The organism is Vibrio pectenicida, assembly GCA_024347015.1.
Classification (GTDB): domain Bacteria; phylum Pseudomonadota; class Gammaproteobacteria; order Enterobacterales; family Vibrionaceae; genus Vibrio; species Vibrio pectenicida.
The window spans coordinates 383,276-401,670 of the sequence record AP024889.1 but is presented as its reverse complement, the minus strand read 5'-3'; the positions used below and the strand labels follow the sequence as shown (position 1 = coordinate 401,670).

At 43.4% G+C, this 18,395-nt stretch carries 17 protein-coding genes; all 17 read right to left on the bottom strand.

Annotation, left to right across the window (positions count from 1 at the left end; translation table 11 throughout):
- Position 1: 1 nt before the first annotated feature.
- On the bottom strand, positions 2 to 3,490 hold the full coding sequence (locus tag OCV27_RS01910; RefSeq protein ID WP_125319619.1) for a DUF6701 domain-containing protein: 3,489 nt from the start codon (positions 3,488 to 3,490) through the stop codon (positions 2 to 4).
- Positions 3,487 to 3,909 (bottom strand): MSHA biogenesis protein MshP, encoded by a 423-nt coding sequence (locus OCV27_RS01905; RefSeq protein WP_125319620.1) that lies wholly within the window; start codon positions 3,907 to 3,909, stop codon positions 3,487 to 3,489. The genes OCV27_RS01910 and OCV27_RS01905 overlap by 4 nt, the downstream gene beginning before the upstream one ends.
- Positions 3,881 to 4,654: a PilW family protein gene (locus OCV27_RS01900; protein ID WP_125319669.1), complete on the bottom strand. Its 774-nt coding sequence runs from the start codon at positions 4,652 to 4,654 to the stop codon at positions 3,881 to 3,883. Before OCV27_RS01900 ends, OCV27_RS01905 begins: the two co-directional genes overlap by 29 nt.
- 14 nt (positions 4,655 to 4,668) lie before the next feature.
- Positions 4,669 to 5,232 carry a prepilin-type N-terminal cleavage/methylation domain-containing protein gene (locus OCV27_RS01895; RefSeq protein ID WP_125319621.1) on the bottom strand — a complete coding sequence of 188 codons (564 nt, stop codon included), beginning with the start codon at positions 5,230 to 5,232 and terminating at the stop codon, positions 4,669 to 4,671.
- Positions 5,210 to 5,710 (bottom strand): pilus assembly FimT family protein, encoded by a 501-nt coding sequence (locus OCV27_RS01890; protein ID WP_125319622.1) that lies wholly within the window; start codon positions 5,708 to 5,710, stop codon positions 5,210 to 5,212. The genes OCV27_RS01895 and OCV27_RS01890 overlap by 23 nt, the downstream gene beginning before the upstream one ends.
- A gap of 145 nt (positions 5,711 to 5,855) precedes the next feature.
- Complete coding sequence (locus OCV27_RS01885; protein WP_125319623.1) at positions 5,856 to 6,314, bottom strand: prepilin-type N-terminal cleavage/methylation domain-containing protein; 459 nt, start codon at positions 6,312 to 6,314, stop codon at positions 5,856 to 5,858.
- Positions 6,315 to 6,342: 28 nt separating this feature from the next.
- A complete protein-coding gene (locus OCV27_RS01880) occupies positions 6,343 to 6,915 on the bottom strand; it encodes a prepilin-type N-terminal cleavage/methylation domain-containing protein (protein WP_125319624.1) in 573 nt (190 codons plus the stop codon).
- 80 nt (positions 6,916 to 6,995) lie between these two features.
- The gene (locus OCV27_RS01875; protein WP_245986633.1) at positions 6,996 to 7,469 is read right to left on the bottom strand and encodes an MSHA biogenesis protein MshF; all 474 of its coding nucleotides are present in this window, start codon (positions 7,467 to 7,469) and stop codon (positions 6,996 to 6,998) included.
- The gene (locus OCV27_RS01870) at positions 7,453 to 8,673 is read right to left on the bottom strand and encodes a type II secretion system F family protein (RefSeq protein ID WP_125319625.1); all 1,221 of its coding nucleotides are present in this window, start codon (positions 8,671 to 8,673) and stop codon (positions 7,453 to 7,455) included. Before OCV27_RS01870 ends, OCV27_RS01875 begins: the two co-directional genes overlap by 17 nt.
- An 8-nt stretch (positions 8,674 to 8,681) precedes the next feature.
- Positions 8,682 to 10,406, bottom strand: coding sequence for a GspE/PulE family protein (locus OCV27_RS01865; RefSeq protein ID WP_125319626.1), 1,725 nt, complete (start codon positions 10,404 to 10,406; stop codon positions 8,682 to 8,684).
- Positions 10,396 to 11,451: a tetratricopeptide repeat protein gene (locus tag OCV27_RS01860; RefSeq protein ID WP_125319627.1), complete on the bottom strand. Its 1,056-nt coding sequence runs from the start codon at positions 11,449 to 11,451 to the stop codon at positions 10,396 to 10,398. The genes OCV27_RS01865 and OCV27_RS01860 overlap by 11 nt, the downstream gene beginning before the upstream one ends.
- Positions 11,448 to 12,293 carry an ExeA family protein gene (locus OCV27_RS01855; protein ID WP_125319628.1) on the bottom strand — a complete coding sequence of 282 codons (846 nt, stop codon included), beginning with the start codon at positions 12,291 to 12,293 and terminating at the stop codon, positions 11,448 to 11,450. Before OCV27_RS01855 ends, OCV27_RS01860 begins: the two co-directional genes overlap by 4 nt.
- A gap of 6 nt (positions 12,294 to 12,299) precedes the next feature.
- Positions 12,300 to 13,928, bottom strand: coding sequence for a pilus (MSHA type) biogenesis protein MshL (gene mshL, locus OCV27_RS01850; protein ID WP_125319629.1), 1,629 nt, complete (start codon positions 13,926 to 13,928; stop codon positions 12,300 to 12,302).
- Between the two features lie 15 nt (positions 13,929 to 13,943).
- Positions 13,944 to 14,267: an MSHA biogenesis protein MshK gene (locus tag OCV27_RS01845; protein ID WP_125319630.1), complete on the bottom strand. Its 324-nt coding sequence runs from the start codon at positions 14,265 to 14,267 to the stop codon at positions 13,944 to 13,946.
- Positions 14,260 to 14,910, bottom strand: coding sequence for a type II secretion system protein M (locus OCV27_RS01840; RefSeq protein ID WP_125319631.1), 651 nt, complete (start codon positions 14,908 to 14,910; stop codon positions 14,260 to 14,262). The genes OCV27_RS01845 and OCV27_RS01840 overlap by 8 nt, the downstream gene beginning before the upstream one ends.
- The gene (locus OCV27_RS01835; protein ID WP_125319632.1) at positions 14,910 to 16,349 is read right to left on the bottom strand and encodes an MSHA biogenesis protein MshI; all 1,440 of its coding nucleotides are present in this window, start codon (positions 16,347 to 16,349) and stop codon (positions 14,910 to 14,912) included. Before OCV27_RS01835 ends, OCV27_RS01840 begins: the two co-directional genes overlap by 1 nt.
- Entirely contained in the window at positions 16,346 to 18,361 is a 2,016-nt protein-coding gene (gene csrD / locus OCV27_RS01830) for an RNase E specificity factor CsrD (protein WP_125319633.1), read from the bottom strand. The genes OCV27_RS01835 and csrD overlap by 4 nt, the downstream gene beginning before the upstream one ends.
- Positions 18,362 to 18,395: the final 34 nt, after the last annotated feature.

Sequence of the window (18,395 nt, the reverse complement as noted above, 5' to 3'; positions counted from 1 at the left end):
CTTAGTTTTGTTCATTCCACCAAATCACTCGATCGCTACCTCGGTAAATACCAAACTGAACCTGCCCAGAAACCGAATTATCATCATCATCGAGACTGCCGTCATTATTCGCATCTTCTCTTAGCCAGGGCACTCCCCTGATCTTCATATTAAAAGATGAGGTAATCGTCCCCGTATTTCCAGAGCCTGGCGCACTATATTCTAACCAAGACTCACCGTTGCTAGCTGTGGCAGATGTTAGGGAAGCATTGACCTCAGGTGGCGTCTGGCTACCACTGGTGACAACTGTGTAATCACTTGAACTAAAAGAAAAGTCGGTAATGAGACCAAAGTTTGTACAAGAATCGACTGTATTAGTGACAAACTGGTTGCTGTTGTAATATTGCAATTCAAGCCTTTGTCTCAGCGCAGCAAGCTCAGAGCCGTAGGTATCATTGAGCAATAAGCGCCCCCAACGTAACTGCATTGCATTATCACTACTAAAGCTAATACCTAAGCAATCACTAGTGGAGTTCGAATCGTCTGTTTTATAACAAACATTATCTGGATCGGTGATATCGCTTGCACCCAGAGTAAGCTGAAGATTTGCTGCAAAAGAATTTATAGGACTCACACCTTTGGTGTATGTGATCTGTTCATTATTTAGTTGCACTACTGTTGCGTTGTTAGGGTCTGTAAATCTGTCGACATTTGCTACACCTTGTTCAAAGCTAATCGATTCACTGGTATTACTGTCACTGTACGCACGCGCAGGCCAATTACTGTTATAACGCCAAAAGTCGCCAAATTCATAATTCTTAACCGCTGTACCATCCGTTGCTTTTGGGTTTAACGCTAAACGGGGAGCAACGAGATAGTCAAAAGGCTGGCCAATATAGCTAAAGCTGTTACAAGTCGCTTGCAGCGTAGGTGATTGAAAAACAGAGGCTGCAAAGTAAGCGGGGATAAAACGCAGATACACACTCTTAGCTGGTGTAATGGTTTTCGCGCTACTGCCATTGAATATTGCTGGAGGAGTGATGGTAAAATCAAACACTCCAACTTCTGATAAAGACTGGGAAACAATGTTAGTGCTGCCAGCTACAGCAGAATGGTCATAGCTTACTGTGCTTATAGTGCCTTCTTGAGAATTTTCAGTATCAGGAGATACCAACTTGTGAGCAACATCGATGCCGCTATGCGTATAGTTAGGAGTTGGCTGATTGGTTTGACCTAGCGCTGTGACTTCAAGGTTAAAGCTCGCACCCGCTTTGGTAAACCAATCACAGAACGCATCGATGCTGGTACACTCCTCTTCAATTCCAGCAGAATTCTTTGCCACTACAGCAAGAGAAGCAGGAAAACTCACAAAATTACTAGCCCCAGTTAATTCCAAACCACTTTCATCCCCCGTACCAGTAAATTTAGCATTCAGCTGCATCTGCCCTGCATCGTCATAATTAAGATTAAACTTTGTTTGGCCATTGCTATCAAAGGCCAAGTTAAAATTATCCGCTCCTGACTCACTTGTATTAAGTGGAACATATGTTCCAGTTGGATCAACAGACACTTTAGGATCACCGATGATATCAGCAGCTGTGGGGCTCAAATACTGACTCCAGAGGGTCACACTCTTAGTCACATTGCCAAAACCCACATCACATTTGGTATTGCTATCACCTTGCTTAACTGCGCTTATGGTTACCTCTACAACTTCAGCGGCGTATTTATCAGGTACATCAATGTCAAAACCGCTGTCAGAAAAGACTAGATCACAATTTGATGCGCTCCAGCCTCCGCTGCCTATTTGGCATAGATTAGTGGAAAATGGTCGAGCGGGCGGATTAGACCCCATAACATCCAAGGTTATTGTTCCCGGTTGATATTTTCTAATGTAAAAAGTCCCCGAACCACCAGTAAAGCTTTGCAAGTTGCCGCCTTCCCAACCGCCACCGCCAGAGACACTCGACGGATCTAGAGAAACCGTAACGGTATCGGTAAATAGCTCACTACAAGTGGCATTTTTGCAGGCCCGTATAGTTACTTCAGACTTGTTGCAGGTAATGCCTTGCCCTGTGTGGGTAATTCTAAAATGATCGATTTGCTCATCGATTGGACGTGAGCGAAGTGCACACACTTCAAAATTATCGATTTCATGGTTATTGGTACTACCACCCGTCGAACCTGTTACAGATAGTAAAAAGTCAGCAGGTACTGCTGCCTGATTATACTGGCTATCTAACACATTGACTGGACCAACAATAGACTGCCAATTACCATTGCCTATTTTACGCGAAATCTCTACTTGTGATTGATTACTGACTTGCGAATCAACAACAATACGATAACGATGAACTGAACCCGAATTATTATTATCAACGGTAGGAGATAGACAGCTCCCCCCAGTATTAGTCTGACCATTATTACATGCGCCCGCTAAATATCGATAACCTGTTTCATCTAACCCTGAGCCGCGGATTGCAACAGACTGTCGCCTTCTTCCAGGAGCAAAACCCTGGCCTCCCTCTCTAGAAAAGTTACCATATTCATCAATACCAACCCCAAGCCAACCGCCAGCAAAACCCGGTTCATTCGGCTTGAAACCATAACCAAGAGGCCCCCCAAAAGCTCCTGCTCTTGGGGTCACTAGAGCATCGGACAGCACAATCCCTATACCATCAGCTCCATTACCGCCATAAGCAAAATGGTCAAACTCAATTTCAACTAAATTGTCTGCGGCAGGAAATAGGCGCTGATAAGTAGAAGACGTTGCCTGATTTCTTACAGCCTGGGTAAACCTCAGTCTATTGCTTATAATTTGTGGTTGAAAAGAGCCTTTACTGGTTGAGGTCACCCATAAATCAGACAATGACCCCGCATTGAAATCATCACTAAAGCATTGTGGTGATGGATTAGATCCACCATCACACATATCCAATAGGTCAGCATTGGTAATCGCATCAGGGTCTATAATGACATCACTATTACCCCCGATTGTCAGCGCCCCCCCAGCGCCAATCGCTCCTGTTATATCAGCATTACCAGCAACATTGACTGAACCTGCAACATAAATGATCCCATTGACGTTATTTTGCCCAGTGATAGAGAGGCTACCTGCAACATAAATAAATAAATCTTCTGGGTTCCCATTAGGGTTGAGATCAGCATTTATTAACTGTAGGCTGTCAAAATAGAGACGAGTCGTTACCCCATTGGTCGTCAGTTCCGATCTATTAGCAAAACGGCCTTGATAATAGCTATAGTCGCCAGGCATGAAATTGGCCTGTATAGTATTTGCCCCCTCATAACAGATGGTGTTTCCTCGGCTAACAAAGCAGTCCAAGCTTGAGTTGGTACCAGCAATCACATCTGGCGGGGGAACAATACCATTAGGACTCTGATTTCCCGATGGAGGGTCGGTAAAAATATCAGTACACAAGGGTGCTGCATACGCAAAGGCAGAACACAGCAAACTCAGTAAAAAGCAGCCAATAGAAGATAACCATTTCATTGCTTAAGCCCGACTTGTATTACTCTTTGTAATTGCCAATCACCCACATTGCAGGTCCCTGTGGATGTAATCTGGAAAATATTGCGGCTGTCATCAAGCTGGCCAACATTGACACAACTAACGTTCGCTGAGCATTGAAAAAAACCATTGCCTTGTAGGGTTATCGTTTGGACAGAAAGAGACTGGCAACTGCCGTTAGATGGGGTTTGATAGAAACGGCTAAGCTCGATTTGAGCAGCAGAGCGAGCCGCCAGTTCCGCTCTTGTTCCGATTACAGAGGCGATAAATTGATCGCTACTACGCTCTTGGTTTCGGTTAGCCACTGCGGCGACAAAGCCAACCACAACCACAATAATAAATATCACCAGCAGCAGACCACTGCCGGTTTGTTTATGGCGTGTTGTAGATAAGCGCATCATGATCAAACCTTACCTGCTCTCCGTTATCCTCAAATATCAGCTCCATTTTCACTAAACCATTGCGTTGCAACTGTGGCTGTTCAACGATAAAGTTCACATCGCTGAGATTACCCGCCACTCGAACTCCAGTATTTAGGGAAGCTGGCGCCAACGAGGCTCTGTTTAAAGAATAGCCGGAATAGCGCAATAACTCATTACCCACAAGACAAAATGCCACGGGCTCTCGATAGAAATAAAGGCGATCAGCGGGACTAAGTGTCACAAATCCGCTTGATTGCGTCAAAGTCACATCCATCATACTTGTCATTGCTCCACTCACAGCAAAATCAACCGCTGTCTGAACTTGGGCTGTTTGGCCTATAGCGGTTACATCGGATCTAAGCTCAGCGGCACTAGTTGGGTAAACAACCACTCTCTCATTGGCCGGAATACTCTTCTCGATTGGCAAAACTCGAATCGCAGAAGACGCGGTAGATGGTGAGGGAAGATCGAGATAAATAGCACTGTTGGTAATGGGTAAGATTTCAATGCAATCACTGCTAACAATCACACTATTAGGTACTGCTTCACGGATTTCCCTGCGTAACCTTTCGGTAACAAAACGGCCTTGTTGAATCAATGTCTCACGAGTGGCAGAGTCAGAATAAAGCACTAAAGACTGGCGAATCACCTCACCGATAAACAAACCAACAATACCGAGTAACGTAATTGAAATCACCATTTCAATCAAAGTAAACCCATGCATCCTGCCTACTCGCATTAATAGTTCCCTCTAATGGCTGCAAATGGGTAATCATTACCCTGACGGTCAGTAACCACCACTTCAATGCGTTTATAGTGAGTTGAAGTGGCAGATACCGTACCTTGCATCACGCCGCCATTAAAAGCTTCATAAAAAACGTCTATCGCTATGTTGTAGCCTTGGTAACCATTACTGAGGGTATTGCCCAGCACATCACGTGCACTTCCATTAAAGCCATTAAAGTCATCCACATCGTTGTAAAATGTATTATCGCTTTCTCCAGACTCAGCGCCTAAACTGCCCACGGAAGTACAAGAATTACTCTGTCCCGATGGCAGCACGCATTCTGGCAAGCCTCCATTTGGGCCCGAGTTTTGATCAAAGTTTCTGCCCAGCACTTCATCCATCACCGCGCGTCCAAGCTCAGCCGCTTTCACGGCCGCTATTTGATCAGCGCTTTGTTTTCCCCTTGGAAAAAGCGCAGTAGAAACCCCGCCAACGGCTATCGCCAAAATGGTGATGACAATGATCATTTCAATCAGAGTAAAGCCAAACATCTTAGCAATTTGATGTTTTGGCATAGATACCCCCTTGTGAATTAATACAGATATAGCGCTGTGTACCTGATTGCCCTACAAGCGTGACCGTGCATTCCGCTGTTGCACACTGCTGCGGACGACCCAAGCCATCGAAATCAATAAAGTCAACATTACCATCAGCATCAAGACTTAGCTGCACATTGGACTGTTGAGCATTTACATAGCTACTATCGCTGGTATCGCTTGGTAAACTGACACTACAAGACCCAACTGACGCTGTAGGAGAAATTTGCATCACTTGGTTATTGCTTACCATCCAGCGGCCACAAAAGCCATTACGATTCATAGATCTAAGCTGGGTTAAACGTAAAGAAGAAAGTACTTCTTGCTCTAGAAGCTGGGCATCAAAACCACTTTTACCAAAAAAGCGACTGGAGGCATATAAAGAGACAATCCCAAGCAGGATAACAATGGTGATAAGCTCAACGAGTGTAAAGCCTTGGTCTTGCTTGATAGGCATATAAACCTTGAGTGGGTTATTTTTCGCTTTAATTATAGGTGCTAAATATCAAAACTGGCGTCGACTCAATCCCACTTATACGGAAAATTCTCTGGAAGCAGAAAAGATAACTAAGGCCAGCGTCGCTGGCCTCACTCAAGATTGGTTAACAACCACCATTAACCACGACTGACGTAGCGGCAGCTCCAGAGGTTGCCTGGGTATAAGTCACAGCGCAAGTTGCTGATGGGGAGCCTGAAAAACCATAAGAAATAGAGGTGTCAGCTACACTAGCAGCCACAGCCCAATCAGTGGTTAACCCCGTAACTGCAGCGCCAATGCCTGCAGTATTAGCAGTAGGATAGCCAAAAATAGTACTAACCGTTGTACTCCCAGCACTAACATTCGTTGCAGCTGAGGCAGTATCTAGTCCATCTATAGCCGCTTTTCCGTAGACAATACCAGCTGCACCATCCATTGCGCCTTTTAACCCTTGTAAAGATGCCTCACGAGCATCCCCTTGGAGGCTAAGAAAGCGAGGCGCTGCGGTTACTGCCAATATCCCTAAAATCACAATTACCACCACTAATTCAATCAGGGTAAATCCAGCTTGTCTTTTTTTCATCTTATATCTCTCTTATTACTTGGGCCCTTTATTGAAGCGTGACAATAACGCGACCCGTTTTAATCTCATACACAAACTGATTATCAACGCCGCCGACTTTTTGGATATAAGTACAGCGTTCATTACGCTCAGCCTGTGCCGAATATTTAATATTATCGTTACCACTAGCAGTGTCTGCGATCTCCACACCTGGAGAGTTCTGCAACAAGTTCTCCATCAGATCAACACAGATCTGATTAGTCAGGGTCGCCGGGAAGCTAGTATCATCGGTTTTAACTGCCCATGGATAGCCATCACGAAACCCTGTATCCGTATCACTGCTATTTTTTGCCCGCGTGAGCCAAAACTCAACGCCATCATAATTAACACTGTTGTAAATCTCTGTATTAACCGTAACTGAAGGGCGGGATTCAGCCTCCCACTGCGCACGCGCAGACAAGACTCCAGTGGCATAGCCTCCCGCCACTCCCTCTACACTGGCTTTTTTAGCACTGTCTGTCACATCTAAAAAGCGCGGCAAGGCTGCCACTGCTAATAAACCAACAATTACAATCACCACTACCAGCTCAACTAAAGAGAAACCCGACTGCTTACTTAGCATAATTATCAACTCGCCATCTAGCGGCGCGCATTATACTTAACGCACCAATTATAACCAAAACAAATATTACGTTTTTTACTCTAGTCACTGTCAGTATCAACGCTAAACTTACCTTCTACTAACTGAACCTGAATTTGCTTGCCTTGAGCAAAAATATAGTTACAGCGATAATTATCTAACTCAGAATGCTCAACCACACGTACTGGACTTTCATCGAGTACCCTTTGCTCTGGATAAAGTAACGCAAACCAAAACTGGCAGCTCGAAATACTTTTATCACCTATTGGCAGCGCCCAGCCACTGGATGAAAATAGGATTTTTTTCCTATCTACCTCCAGCCGTTCTGGCTGCCCCTTTAACACCCACTGCTGTTTATAAAAACCAGCCCTTTCAATTATTCTCTTACTCGCGAGCAAAAATGCCGTTTCATTCATATCTGCTTGCAGCTTTTCTACCACGCTAAGCAAACTCAAAAGTAAAATACTGATCGTAACCAGCCAAATGACCAGTCGAGACCTGTCCGGAACCATAGCAATATTAGCCCTGAACAGCATCTAACATTCCCCACATAGGGAGGAATATTCCCAAAGCAAGAATCAACACCATACCAGCCACTACTACTAATAATATAGGCTCTATTCGCGCTGTTAGCGTTTTAAGATCATAATCAACTTCTCGATCATAAAAGTCTGCTGCCTCTAATAATAGTTCATCAATCCGCCCTGTTTCTTCTCCCACAGATAGCATCTGCAATACTAACGGCGTGAAAACTTGGCTATTACTTGCAGTTGATGAAATAGTACCACCAGCCTCAATCGACGATTTCATCTCCAGCAAACGGTTTTCTAGAAATTTGTTTTCCAAAGCTTCCGCCGAAAGCGCTAATGATTGGTTAAGCGGAACACCTGCTTTAAGCATTAACGCGAAAGTGCGAGAAAAGCGAGACAGCTGGGCTCGATTGACCAAATCACCAATGATTGGCATGCGCAGACGAAATTTATCCCATTTCTCCTGACCATTAGGCGTGCGTTGCCAAGTTTTAAAGCCAAATAGGGCTCCAAGCATCACACCTAAAATCAAGGCCCAGTAATTAACAAAAAAGTCAGATGTGGTAATGATAATTCTTGTTGGTAGAGGTAAATCAACGCCAAAACGGGAAAACATGCTCGCAAACTGAGGAATCACTTTCACATTAAGAACAAATAGCGCAACGAGAATAAAACTGATCACAAAAGTTGGGTAACGCATTGCGGTTTTAATCCGCTTGCGAGTTTCCACTTCCAGCTCATAATAATTTGCCAGTTGCAGCAAAGCTTGATCCAAACGACCTGTGTTTTCACCTACGTGGATTAAGGAAACAAATAGAGGACTAAAAACCTTAGGATGCATTTGCATCGAAGCTGACAAACCACGACCATTGGTCAGTTCATGAGCAACCTCTTCTAAAGCCTCTTTAAGCTGTTTGTTGGCACTGTTTTGCGTGAGACCTTTCATCGAACGAAGGAGTGGGACTCCAGCTTTAGTTAGGCTGTATAGTTGGCGACAAAAAATCACCAAAACTTCAAGTGGGATAGAAGGTGTTAATAAAGCTTTAAGATCAAAGTTTAAGCTACTACCGCCACCACCCAAAGTAATAGCAGTCGGGATCACACCTTTGTTAATCAAAGACTCAGCCGCAGCTTCTTCACTGGTGGCATCGACCTGCCCTGCAACCGCAGAGCCATCTAGATTTCTTCCCTCATAACGAAACACTGGCATCACTTAACCTACAAATAAATTGCATCAACAGAGCCTGATGCATCACCTTCACCAAGCGTCATCACTTCGTCCAAACTGACTACACCTTGCAGGGCAAGTTCCATAGCCGATGCCAGCAAAGGCTTGTAGCTTTCAGCTTGGCGAGCGACAGAGGCAAAGCCTACCGCATCTCCTGCTCTTAACATGTCCATCATATCGTGCTCAAGCTCCAACATTTCAAATACACCGATCCTGCCCTGATAGCCAGTAAGATTACAGTTTTGGCAACCTCTACCTTTGACAAACGAGGATTGTTCTTGGTTTGGAAAACGCTGTGCAAGCCATTGCTTTTTAGCTTCCTCTAACTTGGCATCAGTTTTACAATCTGGGCAGACTTTACGCACTAATCGCTGAGCAACTACAGCACGCACAGCGCTGGCAACAAGATACCCCGGCGCTCCCATATCCATCATACGCAAAGCGCTATCTACGGCATCATTGGTATGCAGCGTACTCAATACTAAGTGACCTGTTAACGCAGCCCGCAAACCAATTTCAACCGTTTCTTGATCACGCATCTCCCCCACTAAGATAATGTCGGGATCTTGGCGAAGAAAACTGCGTAGAATAGTGGCAAAATCGAGATTTATTTTAGGGTTAACCTGAACCTGATTTACACGAGATAAACGATATTCAACAGGATCTTCAACGGTAATAATTTTTTTACCTGGCTGATTGAGCTCCGTTAATGCACCATATAAAGTCGTGGTTTTTCCTGAGCCAGTTGGCCCAGTAACCAGTATCATGCCGTGTGGCCGCTTTAACTGCCGCCTTAAACGGACCAATATATGCTCAGGAAGACCTGATTCCTCAAGTTTTCGTACCCCGGCAGATTGGTTTAGCAAACGCATTACCACAGATTCACCATGTTGGACTGGCATGGTCGACATACGAATATCAACCGATTGGCCTTTAGCACGAATATTGAAACGCCCATCTTGAGGTAAACGCTTTTCTGAGATATCCAGATTAGCCATGAGTTTGAGCCTCAACACCAAGGCTGGTGCAACATTAACTTCATTCAGTAGCGTTTCATGCAAAACGCCATCAATACGTTGACGTAGGCGTAATACATCAGCATCAGGCTCGATATGGATATCCGATGCCGCAACTTGAATCGCATCTTCAAACAAGGAGTTAATCAACTTAACGACCGTGACTTCATCACTGTCTTCGTCCTCAATATTGAAATCAAATGAGTCAGTAACCTGGTGCTCTGCCTGTAACTGCTCGGCGAATGACGCTATTTCTTTTGTTCGACGATAATAGCGATCAAAGCCGTCCACTAACTGTTGCTCTGGAGTAATGACAAACTCAATCGTGTATTGTGCCAATTGATCAAGTAATGCTTCTTGCGAAGACAAGTCCGCAGGATCGCTCATCGCAACCCTCAATGTATTTTCCTGACGGCCAATCACCATAGCGCGTAATCGGCGCGCATGAACTTCAGGCAAAATCTGCACCGCATCCACATCAACATGTGCTCTGGCTAAATCAATCAGTGGTACATCTAGCTGCTGAGAAAGGAAACTCAGCATCTGATGCTCACTCAAAAAACCAAGCTCAATCAGTGTTGAACCTAGCTTTCTACCTGAGCTCTTTTGGACCGCTAGTGCCTCTTCTACTTGGGATTCACTAATAATCCCTTCTTCCACCAGCAAGTCACCGAGACGTTTTCTGAGTTTAATTTGCATCTGGTTGTTCCTCTAAGTGGCGGATCAAGGCCAAACGATCGCGAATAAACTGTTGAGACTGACTGGACAAACCAAGTTTGTTTAATGCTTGCTGATATGCCTGCTCTGCGCTCGGTAAATCCAATGCTCGCTCTTGTTGTATACCCAAACCAAGCCACCAACGGCCTGAGTCTGGCTCCAAAGAAACCAAACTCTGATAGCTATTAAGCGCAATATCATCATGGTGAGATTTCTGAGCCAGTGCAGCTCGTAATGAGATGTAATCGACAGACGCCTGCTCAGGGACATAAACTAAGGCTGTCAATGCTGCATCATTTTGCTTTTCTTTGATCAGTAACTTAGCGAGCGACAGCCTAAGTACAGCCGACTCTTTATCGATTTGAATGCCTTTACTCAATATCTCAACTGCCTTTCTGACGTCACCTTTGCCATAATACAAAGCCGATAATTTCTTGCGCACTTCAATGTTATTTGGCACATAACGAAGGGCAAGTTGGTATTCATCCAGAGCTTGGTCAAGGTTATTGTTATCAAGCGCTTTACTCGCTCTGTGTTGAGCTTTTTCTGCTAACTGCATTGGTGACAGTTCAACTTGATGAATGATCATCTCACCTACCGATGCCTTGCTAAACGATGTGTGCCTAGCCTTTGGCTGTGCAGCACTCTTACTCACCAACAGTACCGAAGGGACTTTTGAGCTTGGACCTTCAGTTTTTATTACCCGCTGGTTTTTAGCGGCAGGTATCTTAGCTCTTAGCTGGGAAGTATAAATAACTTCTGTACTTACTGAAGATTTTGCTGTCGGGGATAAGGGCGCAGCAGACGATTGTGCTTTAATGATGGGAATTTTTGGGGTGACTTCCAATGGAGCCTGAGTCGATAACGTCCATCCACCAACAGCAAGGCTTAGGGTAAAACTACCAACAATCCAAGGTAACACTTTCAGCTGTTTAATCGGTTGTATTTGCGCTTTTAATACTAGCTCGGGTTGTTGCTTCGAGTTCTGTTTCGATAGCTTTGAAAGCGCATTATTAATCGTACTCATGATATACCCCACCCCCATATAAGTGGTTTTTTAAACCTTGGTTTACAACTATCATAAGTATCGTGAATGGCACTAAATACATGCTGATTATTTACCATCACACTCCCCTGACTGCATGCTAGTACTAAACACTTGTGGCATATTTGATTAATTAACCTCGGTATACCGCGACTCGCTTTCCAGATAGCTTTCTTATTAGCTAGAGTAAAGAAATCTATCTCAGCATTAGATTTTTGAAGCCTATTATCAATATAAGCAACTGCTTCAGAAAGTGTTAATCCTCTCAACTGAGCACTAAAGGTAACCCTCTGTCTCAACTGACGTAGGTGATGCTGCTCTAGACGCTTATCCAATTCGGGTTGACCAAACAGTACTATTTGTAACAGTTTACTGTGCTCAGTTTCCAAATTACCAAATAAACGCAGTACCTCCAGCGCCTCGTCGCTGAGAGCCTGAGCTTCATCAACAAATACCACGACCTGCGAACCAGCTCGGGCCAGTTGTATAAGTTTAGTATGAATATCACCAACCAAAGTTGTTGAGTCAGAAACTGTCACATCGAGCTCAGTGGCAATCGCTCTACGTAACCCATCACCATTGAGAGCAGAGTTAGGTAAGTAAACCAACTGAAATTCTTCATCCAGTTGATTGACTAGAATTCGACACACCATAGTTTTACCTGTGCCGACTTCCCCCGTCACTTTGATTAAGCCCTCTCCCATTTGTATTGCAGAGTAGACCGTTTGGATAGCCTCATAATGAGGCTCCAAACCCAAAAATAATTCAGTATTAGGTGTCAGATGAAAAGGAAATTGCGTTAAACCAAAATACTCAAGATACATAAGCTACTACTGCTCATCAGGGAACCACTCTTCCAACAAATCTCTGGAACGTTCAAGTTCTTTTTGCCAAGTGTTAACGCCAACTATGGTTGGCTTGAGCAAAATTACAAGTTCCGTTTTTTCAGTATACTGAGTCGTGTTACGGAACAAGTAACCAAGACCTGGTATATCGCCGAGAAACGGAACCTTTGAAGTTTGATCAATCGTGTTTGATTTCATCAAGCCACCAATTATAACCACATCACCATCACGAGCTCTTATTACAGAATCAGACTCACGAATAGAGCTTGTCGCGACAGGTAAAGTTACCTTATCAGTACCATTGGTAATATCTTTGGTCTCTTCTTTAACGTCAATCACAGCAGGGTGTACATGCAATAAAACACTGCCATCATTGTCTATTTGCGGCGTAACATCTAAGGAAATACCAGAGAAAAATGGAGTAAGTTCTATGTCTGTCGACGTATTTGAGGCTGTCGTTCCGCTACTAGTATTACTGGAAAAATCTGTCACATAGTAACTGTCGTTTCCTACTTTAATTACTGCTTTTTGGTTATTCGATGCCGTCACTCTCGGACTAGATAGAACATTAAGATCACCTTGTGTGGACATAAAACTAATCACAGCATCAAAGCTACCACTGGATATCACTAGGTTACCAGGCCCTCCAAGCAAAGCGCCAATAGAGTCTAAACCCGGCAAGGCAGGCACAGGGGTCGTTGGACTTCCTTGACCTAAAGTGTAATTAGTTCCACTAGACGTAAAGGCCTTTGACCAATCAATCCCCTGCTGATAACCATCTCTTAAAGTAACTTCCAAAATTTTAGCTTCCAAAATCACCTGCCGGTGCAGTCTTTGCTGAGACATACCAATAAAATTTTGTACCTCGCGAATTTGATCAGGGAAAGCTCGAATTGTGATGATCCCTGCTTGGGGAGTTATCACAACACTTTGACCTTCACCCGAACCAATAAGCTGGCTGACTGCTTGTTCTAACTGTGGCCAAAAGTCACTTTCACTGGTGGTTTCAATTTCCGTTCCCCCTTTAGATGAAGTGTTAGAAGAAGAGCTAGTGGTAGATGAATCCGAGCTACTAGAAGAAGAACTCGAAGAATCACTATTGGTGATAGTCCCAGTAGTTATAACTGTATTGGAACGCCCGCTACGCTTAAATTGTAAGTAATCAACCGGTATTGTGACCGTTCTAAGCCCCGCTGGATATATCTGGATAACCTTACCGCTTTTCTCAACTTGGTAGCCATATAGATCGCGAATAACAGACAAGACTTCATCTAAAGATACATCTAACAAGTTTACCGTTATACTGCCAGACACATCAGGGTGCAAAGCCATACTGTACTCTGTTCCCTTGACTAAGCTTGTGAAAAAAGCTTTCGCGTCAACCTCATTAGCATGAACTCGAAAGCGTTTCACAGTTTTCGATTCTGTTAAACCTGCATGTTCAAGTTCCGGCATTAAATCAGCTTCAACAGAAGGCGGCAGCTGCTGTAAACCGTGACCACCACTTTCATTGATCGCTTCGTTGAGCGTATCTTTTATTTCAACCGGCTCGCGATGCCCCATTGAACAACCAGTTAATGACGCAACAACAACTGCTATAACGAGCTTACGCATATAATCCAAATTACCTTAATGTTTAATATCCAGAGTAAAAAGTTCGAGTTTCCATTGCTTACTCCCTCGTGAAAGTGTAACCATTTGAGGCTCTATGCGGCTGACTTTAAAGCCATTGACCAATTCGCCGACAAGAACAACATTGCCACTCAATACCGCTTGGCATTGATCATTGCTAAGACAAACAATACTTTGTAATTTAGGTAGTGGCTGCTGCACCTTCTTATTACTGAATTCAGTTGTCTCAGGCTTTTGCCAACCCAATGGCGCTGTTGGGTCTTGAGAGGTATTTCCCAAAGATGAATAGACCAAAAATACAGCACACAATACTCTAACCACCAATAAACTCCTGCCTTGTTCCCAAGGTATATACTTCAAGAATCACTCGTGCATTTGGATAGTTCTCTACTTTGTAGCTAAAGCTTCTCCAGTAGTAATGAACTGGCATAGATTCCAACGTTTTCAGATAGCTCAGAATTGAAAAATAACTACCTGTTAGTTCTATCTTCACAGGGTGCACGTAATACTCTGTTTGAGCTTGGTTGTCTACTTCTCCCACAATCGGCTGAGCCTTTAGCGACTCTAATAGAACCAATTTAAGGCCTTGGGTTTCTGCTAAAACACCTTCTAGCAACTCCGCCATCAAACTTGGTGAAATAAAACTCTCTATCATCAGAGCCAACTTTTCAGACAACCGCTGACTCTCAGTAAGTAATTTCTTATACTCTATGTTTAAATTTTCATTAGGATCTTTTTTTAGCTTAGCAGTAACTACCAATATATCTGCTTCTAAGCTTTGAAGATTTTGTGAGGTTAAGCCTACTTGCCGCGTGAGTTCCTGATTCGATTTAACTACAGGCTCGATAAGCCATGCCAACATAGTGAGAGCAATCACGACCAAACCACATATGGCTAAGAGAAGCTTTTCTCTTTGGTTCAGTGTGCTAAATCTATTATCTAGTTGATTCCATATTCGATTCATCACTTATTCTCCCGTTGAGTGATAAGCTCGAAAGTAACTATATCTTGATCATTGCGTCCGATACGCAATTGCTCAAAGGTGCGCCCCACAAGGTTAATATCAGATTGAAACTGGCTAACCCAGTTAGGAATGGCTTTAGGTTCACGTGCCAAACCTTGTAAATCCATAGTGTTCGCATCAATAAAAATGCTGTTAAGAGATATATCCTGCCGGCCTAACTTTGCCAATGCTTTCATCACACCGGAATATCCCATCTGCTGAGATTTATCAAACTCAGCCACGGCTTTTAATGAAGCACGCGTACCTTGAATATCAGCTTTAAGCCTTTCGACGGCAGCTATTTTTGCCGCTGATGGCTTATGCTTTACGAGGCGCTTGTTGAACTCTGCTAGCTTTTGCTCTGCTTGTTGCTGCTGTTTAGCATAGTGTTGCAGTTCATTGTTTAATTGGGTATGTTGAAAATAGAGGTAACCAAACATTGTGAGCAAGAAACCACCTACTGCCGCCCAACCTATTGCAATATTTGCTAGCGTTAAATGCTCTGTTTTCGGTTTAATCGAGTCTGGGTAGAGGTTAATCGCATTTGCACTCAAGTGAGACACAAATTTTATCAGCACCTCTCCTGAATCACATTGCTCCTCTGTTAAGCTTGCCACGCTGACATTAAGGCGCTCGTTTAATGCTTCAACTAACTCTTGCAGCTCTTCTTCATCACAACAAACTTTCATCTTGTGCAGAGAGCTGCCTCTCAATTGTGACGATAGATAATCAATCGAACGTTGCAGCTCAAGAGCAATACCATCAAGCTGTAGGATACTTGTGGCAACACCAGTTAATGGTGACGCAATACCTCGCATGGTTCGTTGAAAAGCACAATGATGCTCAACAAATGCACTAACTCGAAAACTACGTTGCTTGCTGCGCTGCAATAGCAAAAAGCTGCCAAGCTCTGCCGCTGAAACACCCCAAACCTCATCTTCAACCAGCACACGGCCAAGCTGGACATCCAATGTTAAAAGCATTTGCTGTAACTCAATAATGAGGCTCTTTACCACCACATAGACTTGGAGTTTATTTCCACCAGGCAGTTCTGCAGAATCAGCAATAATATCAGTCACTTTTTCACTGATGAGGTCTTTGAGCAGAAAAGGCAAAGCACCACTCAATTCTGTTGGTGGTATATTTGGCTTTTCAATTTGATATGTCTGATAGAGCTTTGAATTAAGGACGACATCAAGTGTCAGATGGGAAAGCTCGATATCATCAAGGCAACGGCGCAGAGTGCCTTGCCATGAGCCATCCTCAACTGATACTTTAGAGGGAATATCAACACCAGTTAACTGAGAAAAATACAGTTCACTAGGTTGGATCACAACCGTCAGGGTATTACGAGCCTGATTGTTGCGTTTAAACTTTCCGATCAAAGACTGAATGTTCATTTACCACTAACTTTTCGCCATCGGTTACGACGTCCAATACGAACTTGACTGGCCGTCATTGCTTTTTTATCTGGTTCTGATTTTGGTAACAACTGCTGCTCAGGTTGAAAATATCGACCTTGAACACCTTGTACCCCCAAATGTATCATGGTTTTGAATTCTTGCTTGTTATCCACCCCAACCGCAATAACTTGTGTTTTTAATCCTTCACTCGCTCCCAATAAGCTTCGAACAAAAAGTTGGTTTTCATCACGCTGATCGATTTGCTTTACTAAGCTTCTATGTAACTTTAGAAAATCAACAGGAAGATCTTTCAAATAGTGAGTACTCACAATGGCTCTCCCAGCCTGTCCAACAGCTATTCGACAACCTAATCCAGCAAGCATTTTTATCACTGGCCTCATATAATCTAAATGCTTAACAAGTCTTGCCTCAGCAAATTCAAACACTAACTGCTTTCTTTGTCCTGATGTTAATTGTAGTAGTTCATACTGAAACCATTTCAGATAACTTCTATCAGCAAATGGAACTACATGAATATTAACAGCGTAACACATTCCCACTGGTGATACTTTTAGGAATTTAATCAACGCAGAAAATACCGCACGATCTAATACCGCTTCATACCCAACAGACTCAATAGCCGAGTTAAATCGCGAAGCTTTAATAAGTCCCTTATCAGGTTCATTTAATCTGACAAAAATTTCATTATGATCAAGTGATCTTTCTTTATGAGAATCAAAGGTATAACAAGGCTGGTAATAAATAACCAATTTATCGGTGTGAATAGTCAGATCAAATAAAGTTCGCCAGCGAACATTACCGCGCTCCTCATCATGGTATTGGTGCTTCTTAAACTTGTTCCATGTATTGACTCTCTGTAACTGGGCACTTTTTAGCGCAGTTTCCGCCTCACCCAGTATGCGCTCCTGAATTTCTCCTTCCCGATACATAGTAATGCCAATATGTATCCAGTTATCTTTTTCTAGTGGAGCAGGAGTTTGCAGTTTAGTTAACTGATTAAGGCTACTTAAGGCTATTTTTGATACATCTGCACCGCTCAAATGAGGAGCAAAAATAGCAAAATCAGACCCATAATACCGTGAAAGAATTACGTCAGGATAACGTTGAATAATATTATTTAGGCTTTCACCCACGCTAATGACAAAATCATCTGCCGCTTGCTTACCTGACTCTTCCCTTAATTGCTCCCAATCGTCAATACGCAACAACAATACACCGCCATGAGATCCTTGTTCAGACAAGGCTGCTTCTAATTTACTGTCAAACAACACACGATTAGCAGTACCTGTGAGCTGATCCAAAAAAGTTTGCGTTCGGATAAACGTATCAAAACGGCTTCGCTCTTGACGAGCATCCTGTAACTCCTCAATTAAGCTGTCTAAAGCCTCACTTGCGGTATATGGCCACTCTTTAATATCCCCTTTTGCATACGCTTCCACTCGGCCTGCTAGAATCATTCTGCCTCGCTCTTCAAGCAGCTCCGACCCCTCTAACTGTTCTTTTAACCATTTCACACCACGCATGAGACAAAATACGATCAGAATTACAGCCAAAGTTATAGACCACAAAGCTTCAAGAGAATACCCATAGCCGATGTATGGAGGAACAGCTCGAAAATGGAGACGATAATCGGGGTTGCGCTTCAATTGATATACAGCATCATAAAGTAAAGCTTGCTCAATAGTTGACGAGGTATCTTTATAGCGGTAAATAATACCGTTAGCAGATAAAAGCTCCATTTCAATAATATTCGAGGCTCGTAGCATTTTAGGCATCCAGCGCTGTAGAGAGTCAGCTGCCTCTGGATCTTCCATTTCCTTATCTAAAACCTCAACAATACCTTGTAATGAATGCTCGAGATACTCTTGCCCCAAACGCTTAAATGAGAGGGTTCCACCTAGAAATAGGATAAACATCGCACTAATGACAATTAGCGTAACAAAAGCAACCAGACGAGTGCTTAGCTTTAAGGTAGGTGTATACCTCATAGGTAATGAATTCCTTTTCATGGAAGTAAAATAT